General features: G+C 65.1%; 21 protein-coding genes. 13 read left to right on the top strand and 8 right to left on the bottom strand.

What is annotated here, in order from left to right:
- Positions 1 to 16: 16 nt before the first annotated feature.
- The gene (locus tag RAD15_RS29910; RefSeq protein WP_458181820.1) at positions 17 to 934 is read right to left on the bottom strand and encodes an ABC transporter permease subunit; all 918 of its coding nucleotides are present in this window, start codon (positions 932 to 934) and stop codon (positions 17 to 19) included.
- Positions 935 to 1202: 268 nt separating this feature from the next.
- Here RAD15_RS29910 and RAD15_RS29905 point away from each other — a divergent pair, with 268 nt between their 5' ends.
- Positions 1203 to 1391, top strand: coding sequence for a hypothetical protein (locus tag RAD15_RS29905; RefSeq protein ID WP_458181819.1), 189 nt, complete (start codon positions 1203 to 1205; stop codon positions 1389 to 1391).
- A gap of 274 nt (positions 1392 to 1665) precedes the next feature.
- Positions 1666 to 2190: a hypothetical protein gene (locus tag RAD15_RS29900; RefSeq protein ID WP_458181817.1), complete on the top strand. Its 525-nt coding sequence runs from the start codon at positions 1666 to 1668 to the stop codon at positions 2188 to 2190.
- Here the strand turns inward: RAD15_RS29900 and RAD15_RS29895 are convergent.
- From RAD15_RS29895 to RAD15_RS29885, 3 genes are all read right to left on the bottom strand, one after another.
- Positions 2152 to 2544, bottom strand: a complete 393-nt coding sequence (locus RAD15_RS29895) for a carboxymuconolactone decarboxylase family protein (RefSeq protein ID WP_027548693.1) — start codon at positions 2542 to 2544, stop codon at positions 2152 to 2154. The genes RAD15_RS29900 and RAD15_RS29895 overlap by 39 nt on opposite strands.
- Positions 2545 to 2655: 111 nt before the next feature.
- Positions 2656 to 3438, bottom strand: coding sequence for a 3-oxoadipate enol-lactonase (gene pcaD, locus RAD15_RS29890; protein WP_458181816.1), 783 nt, complete (start codon positions 3436 to 3438; stop codon positions 2656 to 2658).
- Positions 3439 to 3473: 35 nt separating this feature from the next.
- Complete coding sequence (locus tag RAD15_RS29885) at positions 3474 to 4829, bottom strand: 3-carboxy-cis,cis-muconate cycloisomerase (RefSeq protein ID WP_458181815.1); 1356 nt, start codon at positions 4827 to 4829, stop codon at positions 3474 to 3476.
- Positions 4830 to 5000: 171 nt separating this feature from the next.
- On the opposite strand from RAD15_RS29885, the gene RAD15_RS29880 reads away from it, so the two are divergent.
- The 8 genes from RAD15_RS29880 to RAD15_RS29845 all read left to right on the top strand — a co-directional run bounded on the left by RAD15_RS29880 (position 5001) and on the right by RAD15_RS29845 (position 11842).
- Complete coding sequence (locus tag RAD15_RS29880; protein ID WP_458181814.1) at positions 5001 to 5447, top strand: SRPBCC family protein; 447 nt, start codon at positions 5001 to 5003, stop codon at positions 5445 to 5447.
- 135 nt (positions 5448 to 5582) lie between these two features.
- On the top strand, positions 5583 to 6068 hold the full coding sequence (locus RAD15_RS29875) for a (2Fe-2S)-binding protein (RefSeq protein ID WP_458181813.1): 486 nt from the start codon (positions 5583 to 5585) through the stop codon (positions 6066 to 6068).
- A gap of 33 nt (positions 6069 to 6101) precedes the next feature.
- On the top strand, positions 6102 to 6908 hold the full coding sequence (locus RAD15_RS29870) for an FAD binding domain-containing protein (protein WP_458181811.1): 807 nt from the start codon (positions 6102 to 6104) through the stop codon (positions 6906 to 6908).
- A 63-nt stretch (positions 6909 to 6971) separates the two neighbouring features.
- Positions 6972 to 7895 carry an AAA family ATPase gene (locus RAD15_RS29865; RefSeq protein ID WP_458181809.1) on the top strand — a complete coding sequence of 308 codons (924 nt, stop codon included), beginning with the start codon at positions 6972 to 6974 and terminating at the stop codon, positions 7893 to 7895.
- Positions 7896 to 8000: 105 nt separating this feature from the next.
- Positions 8001 to 9203, top strand: coding sequence for a vWA domain-containing protein (locus tag RAD15_RS29860; RefSeq protein ID WP_458181807.1), 1203 nt, complete (start codon positions 8001 to 8003; stop codon positions 9201 to 9203).
- Positions 9204 to 9213: 10 nt separating this feature from the next.
- Positions 9214 to 9537 (top strand): XdhC family protein, encoded by a 324-nt coding sequence (locus RAD15_RS29855; protein WP_148751517.1) that lies wholly within the window; start codon positions 9214 to 9216, stop codon positions 9535 to 9537.
- Between the two features lie 2 nt (positions 9538 to 9539).
- Positions 9540 to 10241, top strand: coding sequence for an XdhC family protein (locus RAD15_RS29850; RefSeq protein WP_458181805.1), 702 nt, complete (start codon positions 9540 to 9542; stop codon positions 10239 to 10241).
- Positions 10238 to 11842, top strand: a complete 1605-nt coding sequence (locus RAD15_RS29845) for an NTP transferase domain-containing protein (RefSeq protein WP_458181803.1) — start codon at positions 10238 to 10240, stop codon at positions 11840 to 11842. Before RAD15_RS29850 ends, RAD15_RS29845 begins: the two co-directional genes overlap by 4 nt.
- 172 nt (positions 11843 to 12014) lie before the next feature.
- On the opposite strand, the gene RAD15_RS29840 is transcribed toward RAD15_RS29845, so the two are convergent.
- Entirely contained in the window at positions 12015 to 12509 is a 495-nt protein-coding gene (locus RAD15_RS29840; protein WP_458181802.1) for an avidin/streptavidin family protein, read from the bottom strand.
- Between the two features lie 184 nt (positions 12510 to 12693).
- On the opposite strand from RAD15_RS29840, the gene RAD15_RS29835 reads away from it, so the two are divergent.
- From RAD15_RS29835 to adhP, 3 genes are all read left to right on the top strand, one after another.
- Positions 12694 to 13083: a DUF4189 domain-containing protein gene (locus RAD15_RS29835; RefSeq protein ID WP_458181800.1), complete on the top strand. Its 390-nt coding sequence runs from the start codon at positions 12694 to 12696 to the stop codon at positions 13081 to 13083.
- Positions 13084 to 13148: 65 nt separating this feature from the next.
- The gene (locus RAD15_RS29830; protein ID WP_458181798.1) at positions 13149 to 13559 is read left to right on the top strand and encodes a DUF2000 family protein; all 411 of its coding nucleotides are present in this window, start codon (positions 13149 to 13151) and stop codon (positions 13557 to 13559) included.
- A gap of 146 nt (positions 13560 to 13705) precedes the next feature.
- Positions 13706 to 14731, top strand: a complete 1026-nt coding sequence (gene adhP / locus RAD15_RS29825) for an alcohol dehydrogenase AdhP (protein ID WP_458181796.1) — start codon at positions 13706 to 13708, stop codon at positions 14729 to 14731.
- Positions 14732 to 14735: 4 nt separating this feature from the next.
- Here the strand turns inward: adhP and RAD15_RS29820 are convergent, their stop codons facing one another.
- Genes RAD15_RS29820 through RAD15_RS29810 form a run of 3 tightly spaced genes read right to left on the bottom strand, consistent with a single transcriptional unit; the run spans position 14736 to position 15955 of the window.
- Positions 14736 to 15149 carry a GFA family protein gene (locus RAD15_RS29820; RefSeq protein WP_458181795.1) on the bottom strand — a complete coding sequence of 138 codons (414 nt, stop codon included), beginning with the start codon at positions 15147 to 15149 and terminating at the stop codon, positions 14736 to 14738.
- A gap of 12 nt (positions 15150 to 15161) precedes the next feature.
- Complete coding sequence (locus tag RAD15_RS29815) at positions 15162 to 15623, bottom strand: SRPBCC family protein (protein ID WP_458181793.1); 462 nt, start codon at positions 15621 to 15623, stop codon at positions 15162 to 15164.
- Complete coding sequence (locus tag RAD15_RS29810; RefSeq protein WP_458181791.1) at positions 15620 to 15955, bottom strand: ArsR/SmtB family transcription factor; 336 nt, start codon at positions 15953 to 15955, stop codon at positions 15620 to 15622. Before RAD15_RS29810 ends, RAD15_RS29815 begins: the two co-directional genes overlap by 4 nt.
- Positions 15956 to 16020: the final 65 nt, after the last annotated feature.

Raw genomic sequence — 16020 nt, 5'->3', positions numbered from 1 at the left:
GTCACGCGCGAAACCGTCAGACTTTTTCGACTTCGGGGCGACCGAGCAGGCCGGTCGGCATGAAGATCAGCACGACGATCAGGATCGAGAACGCAGCGACGTCCTTGTACCCGACCGAGAAATAGGCCGACCAGAACGTCTCGATCAGGCCGATCGCGAGGCCGCCGAGCATGGCGCCGGGCAGCGAGCCGATGCCGCCGAGCACTGCGGCCGTGAACGCCTTGATGCCGGCAACGAAGCCCATGAAGAAATCGACCGTCCCGTAATAGAGCAGGTACATCAGGCCGGCGACCGCGGCGAGCGCTGCGCCGATCACGAAGGTCATGGAGATGGTACGGTCGACATCGACGCCGAGCAGCGACGCCATGGTCTGGTCCTGCTCGCAGGCGCGCATGTCGCGCCCGAGCCTTGTGCTCGACACCAGCCAGGTGAAGAGCGCCAGCAGCACGACGGTGGTGACGACCACCATGATCTGGATGTTGGAGAGCTGGATCACGAAACCGTCCGTGCTCTCATGCAGCGTGTAGCCGCCGGTGATGAAGGGCGGGATCGGCTTGACGCGGGCGCCTTGCGCCACTTGCGAGTAGTTGGTCAGCACGAAGGACATGCCGATCGCCGACAGCATCGGGGCGAGGCGGAAGGAGTGGCGCAGCGGCCGGTAGGCGATGCGCTCGATCGTCCAGCCATAGAGCGCGGTGATCGCCATGGAAACCAAGAGCACCACGAGCAGGATGATCGGGATCGCGGTCAGGCCGAACGAGACCAGGATCAGGAAGGTGATGAGGGCGATGAAGCCGCCGATCATGAAGACATCGCCATGGGCGAAGTTGATCATGCCGACGATGCCGTAGACCATCGTGTAGCCGATCGCGATCAGGCCGTAGATCGAGCCGAGCACGAGACCGTTGATGAGCTGCTGGGCGAAATAATCCATGGGCTGCCGTACCAAACCTGACGCGGGCTCAAAGGGAGCTCTTAGGAGAGTGAGTTTCTTGGGCCCCGGCAGCCCCTAAGCATTCTTCCCGTTTTGTAACAGCAGGGAACTGGCGGCTGCAACTGGGTCGGCCTCCGCATAAAGGCTTGTACAGAGATCATTTGGACCCGGTTCCCGCACGTGCGAGGAACCGGGTTCCGCAAGGCAACCAAAGCGGATGTTGGCCGTTATTACCTTTCTCTGACGTCCAACAAGGGAGTTTCCCCGAATGACGAAGCAGCAGAACCAGAATCCGGGTCAGCAGAGTCAGAACCCCGGTCAGCAGCGCCCAGGTCAACAACCAGGGCAGCAGCAGGGCGGCGGTCAGAAACCCGGACAGCAGCAGCAGAACGACCCGATGCGCCAGGGCGATCGTCCCGGCCAGCAGCAGGGTGGCCAGCACGGCCAGGACAAGTAGCTTGTGACCCAGGAACCAAGGGCACTGACCAAGAGTAGTGAGGAGGGCCCCGCCGAAAGGCGGGGTCTTTTTTCCTGTTGGGGAGTCGTTCCGGGCGTGGCGAAGCATCGAAGCCGGCTCGAGATTCCGGGTCTGGTCCTTCGGACCATCCCGGAATGACCGCCGGGGCAGTTAAGGTAAACAAAGGGTTTAAATTGCCGCCACAGTCTGATGCGAGTTAGCTCCGGCAAAGCCTTCCGATCGAAGGCGCATTGCGGGCGAAGCGGGAAGCGGCATGTTCGGAAATTGGCGGATCGGCTCGGTCAACGGTGTACTGCTGGCGGCCTATTTCATCCCGGCCTGGACCCTTGTTGCCTTCAACATCATGGTGGCGCCCGTGCACGGCCTCTACGAGCGGCCGAGCGTTGCGGTGGCGCTGTTCCTCAGCGACCATCTCAATATGGCGGGGATGGATACGGTGCGCGCCGCGTGGCTGCTGGCGCTGGGACGGTTGACGGTCGTGGCGTTCTTCGCGATCTACCTCGCGCTCCTGTGCATTCCCCGAACCCGCAACAATGGCGGCAGCGACGAGGCGCTCGGCATCGCGCTGGCGATCGGCAGCGTGATCTCGTTTGCGAGCATGATCATGGCCTCGAAGGTCGGCGAGATGTCCGCGCTGCGGCTGCATGCCACCGAGCTCCTGCTTTTGCTCGGTGCTGCCATCGTGATCGTGATCGAGCGGCCCGAGACGGCGCCGAAGACCGTCGAGACCACCGCGCCGCTAGGTCTTGAGCAGGCCGAGCTCCTGCACAATCGCTGAGGCTTCCTTGACGGCGTGGTTCGCCGCCGGCACGCCGCAATAGATCGCCTGCTGCAGCAAAATTTCCTTGATGTCGTCGGGGGTAAAGCCCCCCTCGGCGAGCGCCGCGCGCACATGCAGGCGGAATTCGTCCCATTGCCCGAGCGCGACCATGGTGCCGATCACCAGCACCCGCCGCGTGCGCTCGTCGAAATGCGGTCGTGTCCAGATCTCGCCCCAGGCATAGCGCGTGATCAGGTCCTGGAAATCGGTGTTGAAGGCATTGCGACCCGCGATCGACTTGTCGACCCAGGCATTGCCCAGAACCTTTCGGCGCACGTTCATGCCGGCATCGCGGCGCTTCTGGTCGTCCATGGTGTTTCCTCCGGGGCAAGTCATTCCGGGGCGATGCGAAGCATCGAACCCGGAATCTCGAGATTCCGGGTTCGCCTCCTTCGAGGCGTCCCGGAATGACGGTGATAGAGATCAGCGCTGCGTCAAGAACCCGACCACCGCGTCGGTGAAGGCGTGCGGCTGCTCGACATTGGAAATATGCGCGGCGTCGATGATGGTCATGCTGGCGCCGGGGATCTTCGAGCGGATCAATTCACCCGCCGAGATCGGCGTCGCCATGTCCTGCCGGCCGGCGATCACCAGCGTCGGGCTCTTGATTTTGGGGAGCAGCTCGCGCTGGTCGAGGGTCGACAGCGCCTCGCAGCAGGCGAGGTAGCCTTCCACGGGCGAGGCCAGCAGCATCGACTTCATCTTGGCGGTGATCGCAGGCTCGCGCTCGCGGAAGTCTGCCGTCAGCCATCCCGCGATCACGGCGTCGGCGACCGCCGCGATGCCGCCCTTCTTCACCGCGTCGATGCGTTCCAGCCATTTGGTCGGCTCGGCGTAATAGCAGGAGGTGTTGGCGAGGATGAGCTTGCCGAACCTTTCGGGCGCATTGGCGCCCAGCCATTGTCCGACCATGCCGCCCATCGACAGGCCGCACCAATGCACCTTCTCGATGTTGAGGTCGTCGAGGATCGCGAGCACGTCGCGGCCGAAGCGTTCCATCGTGTAGGGGCCCGGCGGCACGTTCGACTTGCCGTGGCCGCGGCGGTCGTAGCGGATGACGCGGAACACCTGCGTCAGCGCCTTCATCTGCGGCTCCCACATCTGCAGCGTGCAGCCCAGCGAGTTGGAGAGCATCAGGGTCGGGCCGCCGTCGCGGCCCTCGACGGAGACGTTGAGCAGGCAACCGTCGGCATCGATCATGGGCATGCGGGCGTCTCCGTTCTATTTCCGCTCGGGCTGCTCTATTCGCGCTCGAGGCTGTCGAGCAGGCGGTCGATCAGGGCTTGGGAAGCCCCTTGATAGGCCATCGGCTCGAACAATGCCGTAATTTTTTCCGGCGTCAGATGCGCGGTAACCAGCGAATCGGCAGTGAGAACCTCGCGCAGGTGTTTCTTCTCGGCGACGGCGCGCTTGCTCGCGGCCTCGATGAGATGATGCGCGTCGCTCTTGCCGATCTTGTCAGCCAGCGCGAAGGTGACCGCTTCCGCCATGATCAGGCCATGCGTCGCGTCGAGATTGCTGCGCATGCGCGCGGCATCGACGTCGAGGCCCTCGGCGATGTCGACGATGGCGGCAAGCGCGCCCGAGGCGACCAGCATCAATTGCGGCAGCGTCGGCCATTCCGCGTGCCAGGGTCCCGCGCTGCGCTCATGATCCTGCAACTGCGCGGCAAAAATCGTGGCCGCGAGCTGCGGGGCCATGGTCGCGCAGCCCAGCGCGCTTGCAGCGGCGACCGGGTTGCGCTTGTGGGGCATGGTCGAGGAGCCGCCGCGGCCTTCGCCGGCAGGCTCGAACGCTTCGGCGACGTCGGTCTGCATCAGCAGCGAGACGTCGCGCGCGATCTTGCCGCAGCTGCCGGCGAGGATCGCGAAGCTTGAGGCGGCCTCCGCGATGCGGTCGCGATGGGTGTGCCAGGGAGCTTCCGGCAGCGGCAGGTTCAACTCCTGCGCCAGCCGTTCGGCCACCGCAAGCCCCTTGTCGCCGAGGGCGGCGAGCGTGCCGGCGGCGCCGCCGAATTGCAGCGCCAGCCCCTCGCGGCGAAGCCGCCGCAGGCGGCAGCGGGAGCGGGCGAGGCTTGCGGCATACTCGGCGGCCTTCAGCCCGAACGGCATTGGCAGTGCATGCTGGAGCCAGGTCCGCGCCACCATCGCGGTGTTGCGGTGGCTGCGCGCCAGCGCGGCAAAGCCCTTGATGGCACGGCTGAGGTCCGCGTCCAGCGCATCGATGCCGGCGCGGAGGGTCAGCATGGTCGCGCTGTCGATGACGTCCTGGCTGGTGGCGCCCCAATGCACGTAGCGGGCGGCCTCCGCGTCAAGCTTGCCGACATTGGCGGTCAGCGTCTTGACCAGGGGAATCGCGAGATTGCCCGATCGCGTCGCGGCCACGGCCAGCCCAGCCATGTCGAAGGTATCAGCCTTGCACGCAGCCGCGATCGGGCCCACCGCGGATGCGGGAATCACGCCCGTGGCAGCTTCGGCCCGGGCCAAGGCTGCCTCGAAATCGAGCATGTTCTGGAGGGTGGAGCGGTCGTCGCAGACGGCGCGCATGGCCGCGCTCGACAGCATCGGCGCAAGCAGGGGGGAGAGGGATGTGCTCATATTGTGCGGGACCTAACCACCATGGCCCGCCTGTGCCAATCCCAAACCCGTCAGCGCAAGCTTTTTGCAGTTGCGAATATGCATTGCACTTGATCGGGGGGTGCCCTTTCCTTTGCGGCGCCCCTGCGTTACTTGAACAGCATTATAGTGACGCGATCCGGGAGGCACCCCATGGCCATGACAATGAACGGCGAGGTTCAGCTTGCGGCGCCGCGCGAGGCCGTGTGGGCCAAGCTCAATGATCCCGAGGTGCTGAAGGCCTGCATCCCCGGCTGCGAAGAGCTGGAAAAGACCGACGACGGCGGCTTCCGCGCAACCGCGAAAATGAAGGTCGGTCCGGTGTCGGCACGCTTCAAGGGCAAGGTGACGCTGAGCGATCTCGACCCGCCGAACGGCTACAAGATCTCCGGTGAAGGCGAGGGCGGAGTGGCGGGCTTCGCCAAGGGCGGCGCCGTGGTCAAGCTCGCGGAAAAGGACGGCGGCACGCTGCTCTCCTACGAGGTCGAGGCGCAGATCGGCGGCAAGTTGGCGCAGCTCGGCCAGCGCCTGATCAACGGCGCGGCCAAGAAACTGGCCGACGAGTTTTTCGCGAACTTCGCCAAGGCGGTACAGAGCTGAAGGCTATCGCCTTTCAGCATGGCGCCTTGCGTCCCGGGCGATGTTGCCCCCGGGGATAATGGCCCATATGATGGGTTGGAATAATTATAAGAACCGCTTCGACGGGACCCGTCGGGGCGCTGATAGAGAGTGCTTATGGCAAAAATCTCCCTCATCGTGAACGGCAATCCTGTCACGGCCAATGTCGATCCCCGCACGCTCCTGGTGCAGTTCCTGCGCGAGAATCTGCGCCTGACCGGCACCCATGTCGGCTGCGACACCTCGCAGTGCGGTGCCTGCGTCGTGCATCTCGACGGCAAGGCCGTGAAGTCGTGCACCACGCTTGCGGTGATGGCCGACGGCCATGAGGTCAAGACGATCGAGGGTCTGGCCGCCGACGGCGCGCCGCTGCATCCGATGCAGGAGGCCTTCCGCGAGCACCATGGCCTGCAGTGCGGCTTCTGCACGCCCGGCATGATCATGACCGCGATCGACATCGTGCACCGCAAGGGCAACGAGCTCGACGACCACATCATCCGCGAGGAGCTGGAAGGCAATCTCTGCCGCTGCACCGGCTACCAGAACATCGTCGCCTCGATCTCCGCCGGCGCCAAGGCGATGGCGAAATCCGACCTCGCCTAAACCGCGCGCGCATTCCGCGACCAGGACATTCAGATGTACGAATTCAAATACCATCGCCCCGGGACCGTTCGGCAGGCCGCCAACCTCCTGGTGAAGAACGAAGACGCCAAGGTGATCGCCGGCGGCCACACGCTGATTCCCGTGATGAAGCAGCGCCTCGCGAGTCCCCCGCATCTGGTCGACCTCTCCCATATCGAGGGGCTCAACACGATCGAGATGAAGGGCCGTTCGCTCGTGATCGGCGCCACCGCCAAGCACGCCGAGGTCGCGACCTCCGCGATCGTCGGTGAGGCGATCCCGGCGCTGGCGAGCCTTGCTGGCGGAATCGGCGATCCCGCCGTGCGCCACAAGGGCACGATCGGCGGCTCGCTCGCCAACAACGACCCGACTGCGGATTATCCGGCCGCCGTGCTTGCGCTCGGCGCGACCATCGTCACCAACAAGCGCCGCCTCAAGGCCGAAGAGTATTTCCAGGGTCTGTTCACGACCGCGCTCGAAGCGGACGAGATCATCACCAAGGTGATGTTCCCGCTGCCGAAGAAGGCGGCTTACATCAAGTTTCGCAACCAGGCCTCGCGCTACGCGCTGGTCGGCGTGTTCGTGGCGCGGCGTCCGTCGGACGTGCGCGTCGCCGTCACCGGTGCCGGCTCCGAAGGCGTGTTCCGCGTCACCGCCTTCGAGGAAGCGCTGAAGAAACGCTTCGCATCCAAGGCGCTCGACGGCATCGAGGTGCCGGCGGAAGGCCTCAACAGCGACATCCACGGCAGCGCCGAATACCGCGCGCATCTCATCGGCGTGCTGACGCGGCGCGCCCTCGACGCCGCCAACGCCAAGGCGTGAGGTGACCTCACGGCCTGGCCCAAACTTGCCCCCCGGTGAGGGCGCAGCGAGACTGGCTATTTGATGACTTCAGCGGCCAATACTTCCGGTGCTTTGCCGGCATCGGTCGATGCGATGCTCGAACTGCTGACGTCGCGCGGCTATCTCGCCGAGCGGTCGCTGGCCACGGTGACCTATCTGTCGCTGCGCATGGGCCGGCCGCTGTTCCTGGAAGGCGAGGCCGGCGTCGGCAAGACCGAGATCGCGAAAGTGCTGTCGGCGGCGCTCGGACGCAAGCTGATCCGCCTGCAGTGCTACGAAGGCCTCGACGTCTCCTCCGCCGTCTACGAGTGGAACAGCGCCGCGCAGATGATCGCGATCCGGATGGCGGAAGCCGCCGGCGACACCGATCGCGAGCAGCTCTCCAGCGACATCTTCGCCGACCGCTACATGATCAAGCGGCCGCTGCTCCAGGCGCTGCAGCCCGATGTGGCCGGTCCGCCGGTGCTGCTGATCGACGAGCTCGACCGCGCCGACGAGGCATTCGAGGCTTACCTGCTCGAAATCCTCAGCGATTTCCAGGTAACCATTCCCGAGTTCGGCACCGTGAAGGCGCCGAGCCCGCCGATCGTGATCATCACCTCCAACCGCACCCGCGAGATCCATGACGCGCTGAAGCGGCGCTGTCTCTATCACTGGGTCGATTATCCCGCCGCCGAGCGCGAGCTTGCGATCGTCAAGACGCGCGTGCCCGGCATCTCCGCCAAGCTGTCGCAGCAGGTGGTTCGCTTCGTGCAGGCGCTGCGCAACCAGGATTTCTACAAGTCGCCGGGCGTCGCCGAGACCATCGATTGGGCCACCGCGCTGTCCGAGCTCGACGCCCGCTCGCTGACCCCGCAAGTGGTCGGCGACACCCTGGGCGCGCTGCTCAAATACCAGGACGACATCACGCGGATGCAGGGCGACACCCTGCAGAAGGTGCTGAAGGAAGCGACGAGCGAGAATTGATCGTCGTCGTTCCGGGGCGATGCGAAGCATCGAACCCGGAACCTCGAGATTCCGGGTTCGCTCGTTTTACTCGCGCCCCGGAATGACGGGGAGGATAGCTAGACCATGGCCATCAACCACCTTGCCCCAGAGCAGACCGAGCAGTTCGCCGACAACATCGTCGGCTTCGCCCGCGCGCTGCGGTCGGCGGGCATGCCGGTGGGCCCAGGCGCCGTCATCGATGCCATGAGCGCGCTCCAGGTGATCGATATCGGCAACCGCGCCGACGTCTTCACCACGCTGGAGGCGATCTTCGTCAAGCGCCACGAGCATGCGCTGATCTTCAAGCAGGCTTTCAACCTGTTCTTCCGCCCTTCCGAAGAGTGGAAGCACATGCTGGATTCGGTGCCGCTGCCGGAGCAGGCCAAGAAGAAGCCGCAGGCAGGCTCGCGCCGCGTCCAGGAGGCGATGTCGCAGCCGCGGATGACGGAGACCCCGCGGCACCAGGAGCAGGATCTGCGCCTGTCGGTCTCCGACAAGGAGATCCTTCAGAAGAAGGATTTCGCGCAGATGAGCGCGGCGGAGATCAGCGAGGCACTCCGCGCGATCGAGCGGATGAACCTGCCGCAGGCCGAGCTCCTGACGCGCCGGCACCGGCCCGATCCCCGCGGGCTTCGTCTCGATTTGCGCCGCACGCTGCGCGCATCGTTGCGCACCGGCGGCGACATCGTCGACCTTCATCGCCTCGGCCGGATCGAGAAGCCGGCGCCGATCGTGGCGCTGCTCGACATCTCGGGCTCGATGAGCGAGTACACCCGCCTGTTTCTGCATTTCCTCCATGCCATCGGCGATGCGCGCAAGCGCGTCTCGGTGTTCCTGTTCGGCACCCGGCTCACCAACGTCACCCGCGCGCTGCGCCAGCGCGATCCCGACGAGGCGCTGGCGAGCTGCTCGGCCTCGGTGGAGGACTGGGCCGGCGGCACGCGGATCTCGGCCTCGCTGCACAACTTCAACAAATTGTGGGCGCGGCGCGTGCTCAGCCAGGGCGCCATCGTGCTGCTGATCTCGGACGGGCTGGAACGGGAGGCCGATTCCAAGCTTGCCTTCGAGATGGACCGGCTGCACCGGTCCTGCCGACGGCTGATCTGGCTCAACCCGCTGCTGCGGTTCGGCGGCTTCGAGGCCAAGGCGCAGGGCATCAAAATGATGCTCCCGCACGTTGACGAATTCCGGCCGGTGCATAATTTGAGTTCGATCCAGGAGCTGATCACCACGCTCTCCCGGCCGCTGCCGCCGCATCACCGCAGCCTGATCCGCTCCGCAGCCTGAGAGGCCAACCATGCTCGATCGCGACGAGGATATTCTGAAGGCGGCGGAGGACTGGCAGAAGGCCGGCCGTGGCGTCGCGCTGGCAACCGTGGTGGAGACCTGGGGCTCGGCGCCGCGCCCGGCAGGCTCGAGCCTCGTCATCAACGACGAGGGGACGTTCTTAGGGTCCGTCTCCGGCGGCTGTGTCGAGGGCGCCGTGGTCACCGAGGCCATGGACGTGATCGAGAGCGGCAAGCCGCGCATGCTGGAGTTCGGCGTTGCCGACGAGACTGCCTGGAATGTCGGGCTGTCCTGCGGCGGCACCATCCGCGTCTTCGTCGAGAAGGTCGGCTAGCCGTGAAGCTCGCAATCCTGCACGAACTCAATGCCGAGCGCGCCGCGCGCCGGCCGGTGATCCTGGTGACCGATACCGAGAGCGGCGAGCAGCGCCTGGTGAAGGCCGCGGACTTCGCCAGGGACCCGCTGCGCGTCGAATTGGACAAGCAGCTTCGCATGGGCAAGAGCGCCAATGTCGAGGCCGGTGGCAAGAAGCTGTTCCTCAACGTCTACGCGCCGACCGCAAAGCTCGTCATCATCGGCGCGGTCCATATCAGCCAGGCGCTGGCGCCGCTTGCGCGCTCGCTCGGCTACGACGTCACCGTGGTCGATCCGCGCACGGCGTTTGCGAGCCCCGAGCGCTTCCCCGACATTCCGCTGGTGGCCGAATGGCCCGACACGGCGCTGCCGCCGCTCAACGTGGATGCCTACACGGCCTTCGTCGCGGTGACGCACGATCCGAAGATCGACGACCCCGCGCTGCTGCATGCCTTCGAACGCGGCTGCTTCTATATCGGTGCGCTCGGCTCGCGGAAGACGCACGCCAAGCGCGGCGACCGGCTGCGGGCGCAGGGCGCCAAGGAAAGCGACATCGCGCGCATTCACGCGCCCATTGGCCTTGCGATCGGCGCGGTCTCGCCGTCCGAGATCGCGGTGTCGATCATGGCGGAGATCACCGCGGTGCTCCGGCTGCCACCAAAAGAAAAAGAAGAAGCGGCATGAAGTTCGGTCCGGCGAGCCCCAAGGATGCGATCGGCGGGGTGACCGTCCACACCCTGCGCCAGGGTCCGCTGGTGCTGAAGAAAGGCACGACCATCGGGCCTGCCGAGGTCGAGCAGCTCACGCGCGCCGGCATCAAAGACGTCGTCGTGGTGCGCATGGAGGCGGGTGACGTCTCCGAGGACGTCGCGGCGGCCAGCATTGCGCTTGCCATCGGCGGCGAGGGTATCCATGTCGAGCGCGCCTTCACAGGCCGCGCCAATCTGTTCGCAGCGCGTCCGGGCGTGCTGGTGATCGACCGCGCTGCGGTCGACCGCATCAACAATATCGACGAGGCCATCACCTTTGCGACGCTCTCCGCCTACAAGCCGGTGGTCGAGGGCGAGATGGTCGGCACCGTCAAGATCATCCCGTTCGGCGTCGAGGGCGCCTTGCGCGATGCCGCCGTGCAGGCGGCGGGCAGGGATGTCCTCACGATTGCGCCCTACGTCATCCAGCGCGTCGGCGTGGTCTCGACGCTGCTGCCGGGCCTGTCCTCCAAGGTGATCGACAAAACCCTGCGCGTCACCGCCGAGCGGCTCGCGCCAGCCGGTGCCAGCATCATCGCCGAGCGGCGCGTGCAGCACGACGAACGCGCACTGTCGGCCGCGATCAAGGAATTGCTTGGGTTAGGGGCCGAGTTCGTCATCGTCTTCGGCGCGTCCGCGATCGCCGACCGCCGCGACGTGATCCCTGCGGCCGTCACCGGGATCGGCGGCGAGATCGAGCATTTCGGCATGCCGGTCGATCCCGGCAATCTCCTGCTGATCGCGCGTGCCGGCGGCGTGCCGGTGCTGGGCGCGCCGGGCTGCGCGCGCTCGCCGGTCGAGAACGGGTTCGACTGGGTGCTGATGCGGCTGCTCGCCGGCATCAAGGTGACGCGGTCCGAACTGATGGGCATGGGCGTCGGCGGCCTGCTGATGGAGATCGTGACGCGGCCGCAGCCGCGTGCCAAGCCCGAGACCGAAGGCAACAGCCAGGTCGCCGCCATCGTGCTCGCCGCGGGACGCTCGACCCGCATGGGCGGGCCGAACAAGCTCCTGGCTGAGCTCGACGGCAAGAAGCTGGTGCGGATCGCGACCGAGCAGGCGCTGGCTTCAAAGGCGTCTGAAGTGATTGTCGTCACCGGCCATCAGACCGAGTTGGTCGAGCAGGCGCTGCAGGGCCTGAAGGTGCGCTTCGTCAAGAACCCGGATTTCGCGGGCGGCATCGCAAGCTCGGTCAAGGCCGGCATCGCCGCCGTGCCGGAGACTTGCGACGGCGCCTTGGTTTGCCTCGGCGACATGCCGCTGATCGACGCCGGTCTGATCGATCGCCTGATCGACAGTTTTGCGCCGGACCGCGGCAACCTGATCGTCGTGCCCGTCAGCGAAGGCCGCCGCGGCAACCCCGTGCTGTGGTCGCGCCGCTTCTTCAGGGAATTGATGACGCTCGACGGCGATGTCGGCGCCCGCCACCTGATCGCCAAGCACACGGAGGCGGTTGCCGAAGTGCCCGTCGACGGCGAGAGCGCCTTCCTCGACATCGACACGCCGCAGGCGCTGGAAGCGGCAAGGCGCGGATGAAGGTGCCGTAATAGAGGTGCCGTAGGGCGGATTAGCCGAAGGCGTAATCCACCACTGTGGATCGGTGGAAACAAAGGAGGTGGATTACGCTTCGCTAATCCACCCTACGACGCTGCAATTGGTGGGCGCGCTTCGCATTCGCCACCCTGCGGCGATCGTCGTTGCGTCCGGGTTACCGCTTGGTATTCGACAGCTTCTCGACGCCGACGGCTTTCAGTTCGACGCCGCTCTTCGTGAGCTGAGCCTTGTTTGCGCTGCTGAACGTGAATGTGTCGGCGCCTGCGCTGATGCCGTTCCAGGCGGCGGCTTCGGCGAGGGACAGATACCACAATCCCTGGAAACCCGTTGCGGCGTTGAGCTGTCCGGTCCAGACCGTGGTTGAACCGCAGCCGACGAAATTCACCGAGAAGCTGATCGCAGTGCCTGTGTTGCCATAGGCCAGCCAACCCGTCACAGGCAGCGGTTTGCCCTCATCGCAGCTGCTTGTTGCGTTGTTGGTGTAGGTCCCCGTGATCGCGCCCGAGTTCTGGTCGAAGCCGGTGATGGCCAGGGTCGAGCCGTACTGGTTGGTCCAGGTCCAGTTCACGGCCTGCGCACGCGCGGGTGGAAGTCCGATCAGACAGGCCGACGCTATCATTCCCAACAGCATTGTTTTGATTGGACGCATGGTCGCCTCCTCCGGCTGTCCGCTAGGTGCTCGACGACCTTAAATATCACGATCAGAAAATACAACTATAAAGTGTAGGTTCGACATCACTACTCCGGCATCGCTTTTCAACCACTCGTTCACCAAGTGGAAACGACCGCCGCTTACAGTCGCCTCCACCTGCCTTGGGGGGAGGGGTTTTTCCATGACTTCGAACGTCGTCGCGCGCCGTTGCGCGATGTTTTTCTTTGCGCTGTCGGTGTGTGTCGCGGGCGCTCGTCATATCACGGATGCGCATGCGGCCGGTGCGTTTGCGGTCGGCAAGTGCGGCACCTTTGGCCAGGCCTTTGATTATGGCGCCGAGCACGAAGCCCGCGCCGCGGCGCAGAAGCAGTGCAAGGGCGATTGCACGACCGTGACGATGAAGCGCGCCTGCGCGGCGATGTCGGTCGATCTGTCCAATCCTTGCGGCGCCTATGGTTATGCCGTGAAGCCGAAGATTTCCGCCTCGCTCAATGCCGCCACGCGCGAATGCTACAAATACGGCGGCAAGGAATGCGTGATCCGCGCCTGGGCCTGCGACGCCAAGGGCTAATTCCTCTTGCCGTCATTTCGGGGCGATGCGTAGCATTGCCCCAGGAATGACATACGAGGAATTGCATGCAGTTCGACACCAAGATCGCCGTCGTGATCCGGACCGATCTCCAGGCCTGGCAGAAGCTCAACGTCGCGGCCTTTCTCACCAGTGGCATCGCGGCTGCGTTTCCCGAATGCATCGGCGAGTCCTATGAGGACGCTTCAAGCACGAAATATCTTTCGCTGATCGGCCAGCCGATCCTGATCTACGGTGCCGATGGTCCTGCGCTGTCACGCGCGCTCGATCGTGCGCTTGCGCGCAACGTCAAGCCGGCGGTCTATACCGAGGACATGTTCACGACGACGCACGATGCCGCCAACCGCGAGGCGGTGAGGGCGGTGGCGCGGGTCGATCTCAATCTCGTCGGCATCGCGATGCGCGCCGAGCGCAAGGTGATCGACAAGATCGTCGATGGCTTGAAGTTCCATAGCTGACAAGGCTCCCGCGCTTCGCGCCGCGTTGTCATCGCGGCGTCACGATGGCGCGAGTGCCTGCGCAAACTTTGTGCTGTTTGACTCCCATCAAAGGAGCGGCGCGCGGCCTGGCTATTCTGCTTCGCATCTTGCAGAGGAGCAGATCCATGCCGACCATGAAAGCCGCAATCGTCCGACAATTCGGCAAGCCGCTGGTGATCGAGGAGGTGCCGGTTCCGCAGCCCGGTCCCGGCGAGGTCCTGGTCAAGGTGAAGGCCTGCGGCGTCTGCCACACCGATCTGCACGCCGCCTCGGGCGACTGGCCGGTGAAGCCGGTCCCGCCGTTCATCCCAGGCCACGAGGTCGCAGGCATCGTCGCCACGCTCGGGCCCGGCGTGAAGAACCTGAAAGTCGGCGATGCCGTCGGTGTCGCCTGGCTGCACGATGCCTGCATGTCGTGCGAGTATTGCGAGACCGGCTGGGAGACGTTGTGCGAGCACCAGCACAATACCGGCTATAGCGTGAACGGCGGTTTCGCCGAATATGTCATTGCCTCGGCTGCGTTCGCCGCAAAGCTGCCGGCGACGATCGATTTTGCCGGCATCGCGCCAATCCTGTGCGCTGGCGTCACCACCTACAAAGGCTTGAAGGAAACCGAGGCAAAGCCCGGCGAGTGGGTGGTCATCTCGGGCGTCGGCGGGCTCGGCCACGTCGCGATCCAGTACGCGAGGGCGATGGGGCTCAAGGTCGCCGCCGTCGATATCGCCGAGGACAAGCTCACCCTTGCACGTGAGGCCAGCGCCGATCTCGCGGTCAATGCGCTTGAGGCCGATGCCGTGGACAAGGTGCTGGCCGCGACCGGAGGCGGAGCCCACGGTGTGCTGGTGACGGCAGTCTCGACCGCCGCGTTCGCCCAGGCGCTGAAGATGGTGCGCCGCAAGGGCACCGTCAGTCTCGTCGGCCTGCCGCCGGGCGAATTCCCGACGCCGATCTTCGACGTCGTGCTCAAGCGCATCACCGTACGCGGCTCCATCGTCGGCACCCGCCGTGATCTCGAAGAGGCCATCGCATTCGCCGCCGACGGCAAGGTCAAGGCCGAGGTGACGAAGGTGCCGCTTGCAGAGATCAACGGCGTCTTCGACCGGATGAAGGCCGGCAAGATCGACGGCCGCATGGTGCTGGAGTTTGGCTAGCGCCTCACGCCGGCGGCATGCCTGCGAACTTCGGCAGGTCGGGATCGAGCCGATCCCAGTCATGCCCGCGTGCGGCGTAGGTGACGACTTGCGGCTTGTAGCGGGCAGGCTCGTCAAGGCTTGCCGCGCGGATGGTGAAGATGTCGGGCATTGCGGCGAACGTCAGGTAGACAGGCACGCCGCACTGGGTGCAGAAGCCGCGCGTCTTCACATTGCCGCTGTCGCCGACCATGTCCCAGTGTTTGGCTTCACCTGTCACAGTGACACCGGCGCGCGCAAAGGTCATGTAGGAGCCGTGGCCGCCGCCGCTTTCCCGCTGGCAGTCCCGGCATTGGCAGTGATTGCTGAACAGCGGCTCATCGGTGATCGAATAACGGATCGCGCCGCAGGCGCAGCCGCCGGTAAAAGGGTTGGTCATCGCGATAACTCCTCACTCTTCGCCGCTGATTTCGTCGAGCTGCTTGACGACTTTCTTCCAGCCGCCGCTCATGACCGTGTAGGCGGACTCGTTCCTCGGCAGGACGAAGCCTGCGTGAACCAGGCGGATCCGCGTGCCGGCTTCGACCGGGGTGAGGGACCACGTCACGAAAGTGTCGAGCGGCGCGCCGTAGCCGGTGTTGCGCTTGTCGCCGCCCTTCCAGGCGTAGACGAGGCGGCGGTTCGGCACGACCTCGAGAACCCGGCAATGGATCACCCCATCCCAATTGCCGCCCGGAGTGGTCTGGAACGTGAAGCTGTTGCCTTCGACGGCTTCGAAGCCGGTCGGCTGCATCAGCCAGCGCGCGATCAGCTGGGCGCTGGTCAGCGCCTTCCAGATCGTCGCGGGTGCGTGAGGGAAGACCTCATCGATCACGATGTCTTTCGTCTCGGCTTTCAACGCGGCTGCACTCACGGATCGATCTCCTTCAAGAGGTCACGCAGGTTCTGGAAGCGCTCGCGCCAGAACACGCCGTAATGATCCATCCAGGTTACCAGAGGCTCGAGTCCTTGCGGCGCGGCGCGGTAGTAGACATTGCGGCCCTCGGCGCGTTCGGCGACGAGGCCGGCCTGCTTCAGGGATTTCAGGTGCTGCGAGATCGCACCCTGGGTGACGCCACTGCCGCGCGTCAGATCGGCGACGCTGATCTCCTTGCTCTCGAAGACGCGCTCGAACACGGCGCGCCGCGTCGGGTCGGCGAGGGCACGCATCACGGTCGTGACGGGGTTGGTGGAGGCTTCGATCATGGGAATTAAATTAGCGATGGCTAATGCATTAGTCAATACTAATTCGTTGATCGATTGGGTTCGCG

It is taken from the genome of Bradyrhizobium sp. 14AA (assembly GCF_054185205.1).
The sequence above is the reverse complement of the archived record's forward strand: the minus strand, read 5'-3'. Positions and strand labels throughout refer to the sequence as shown.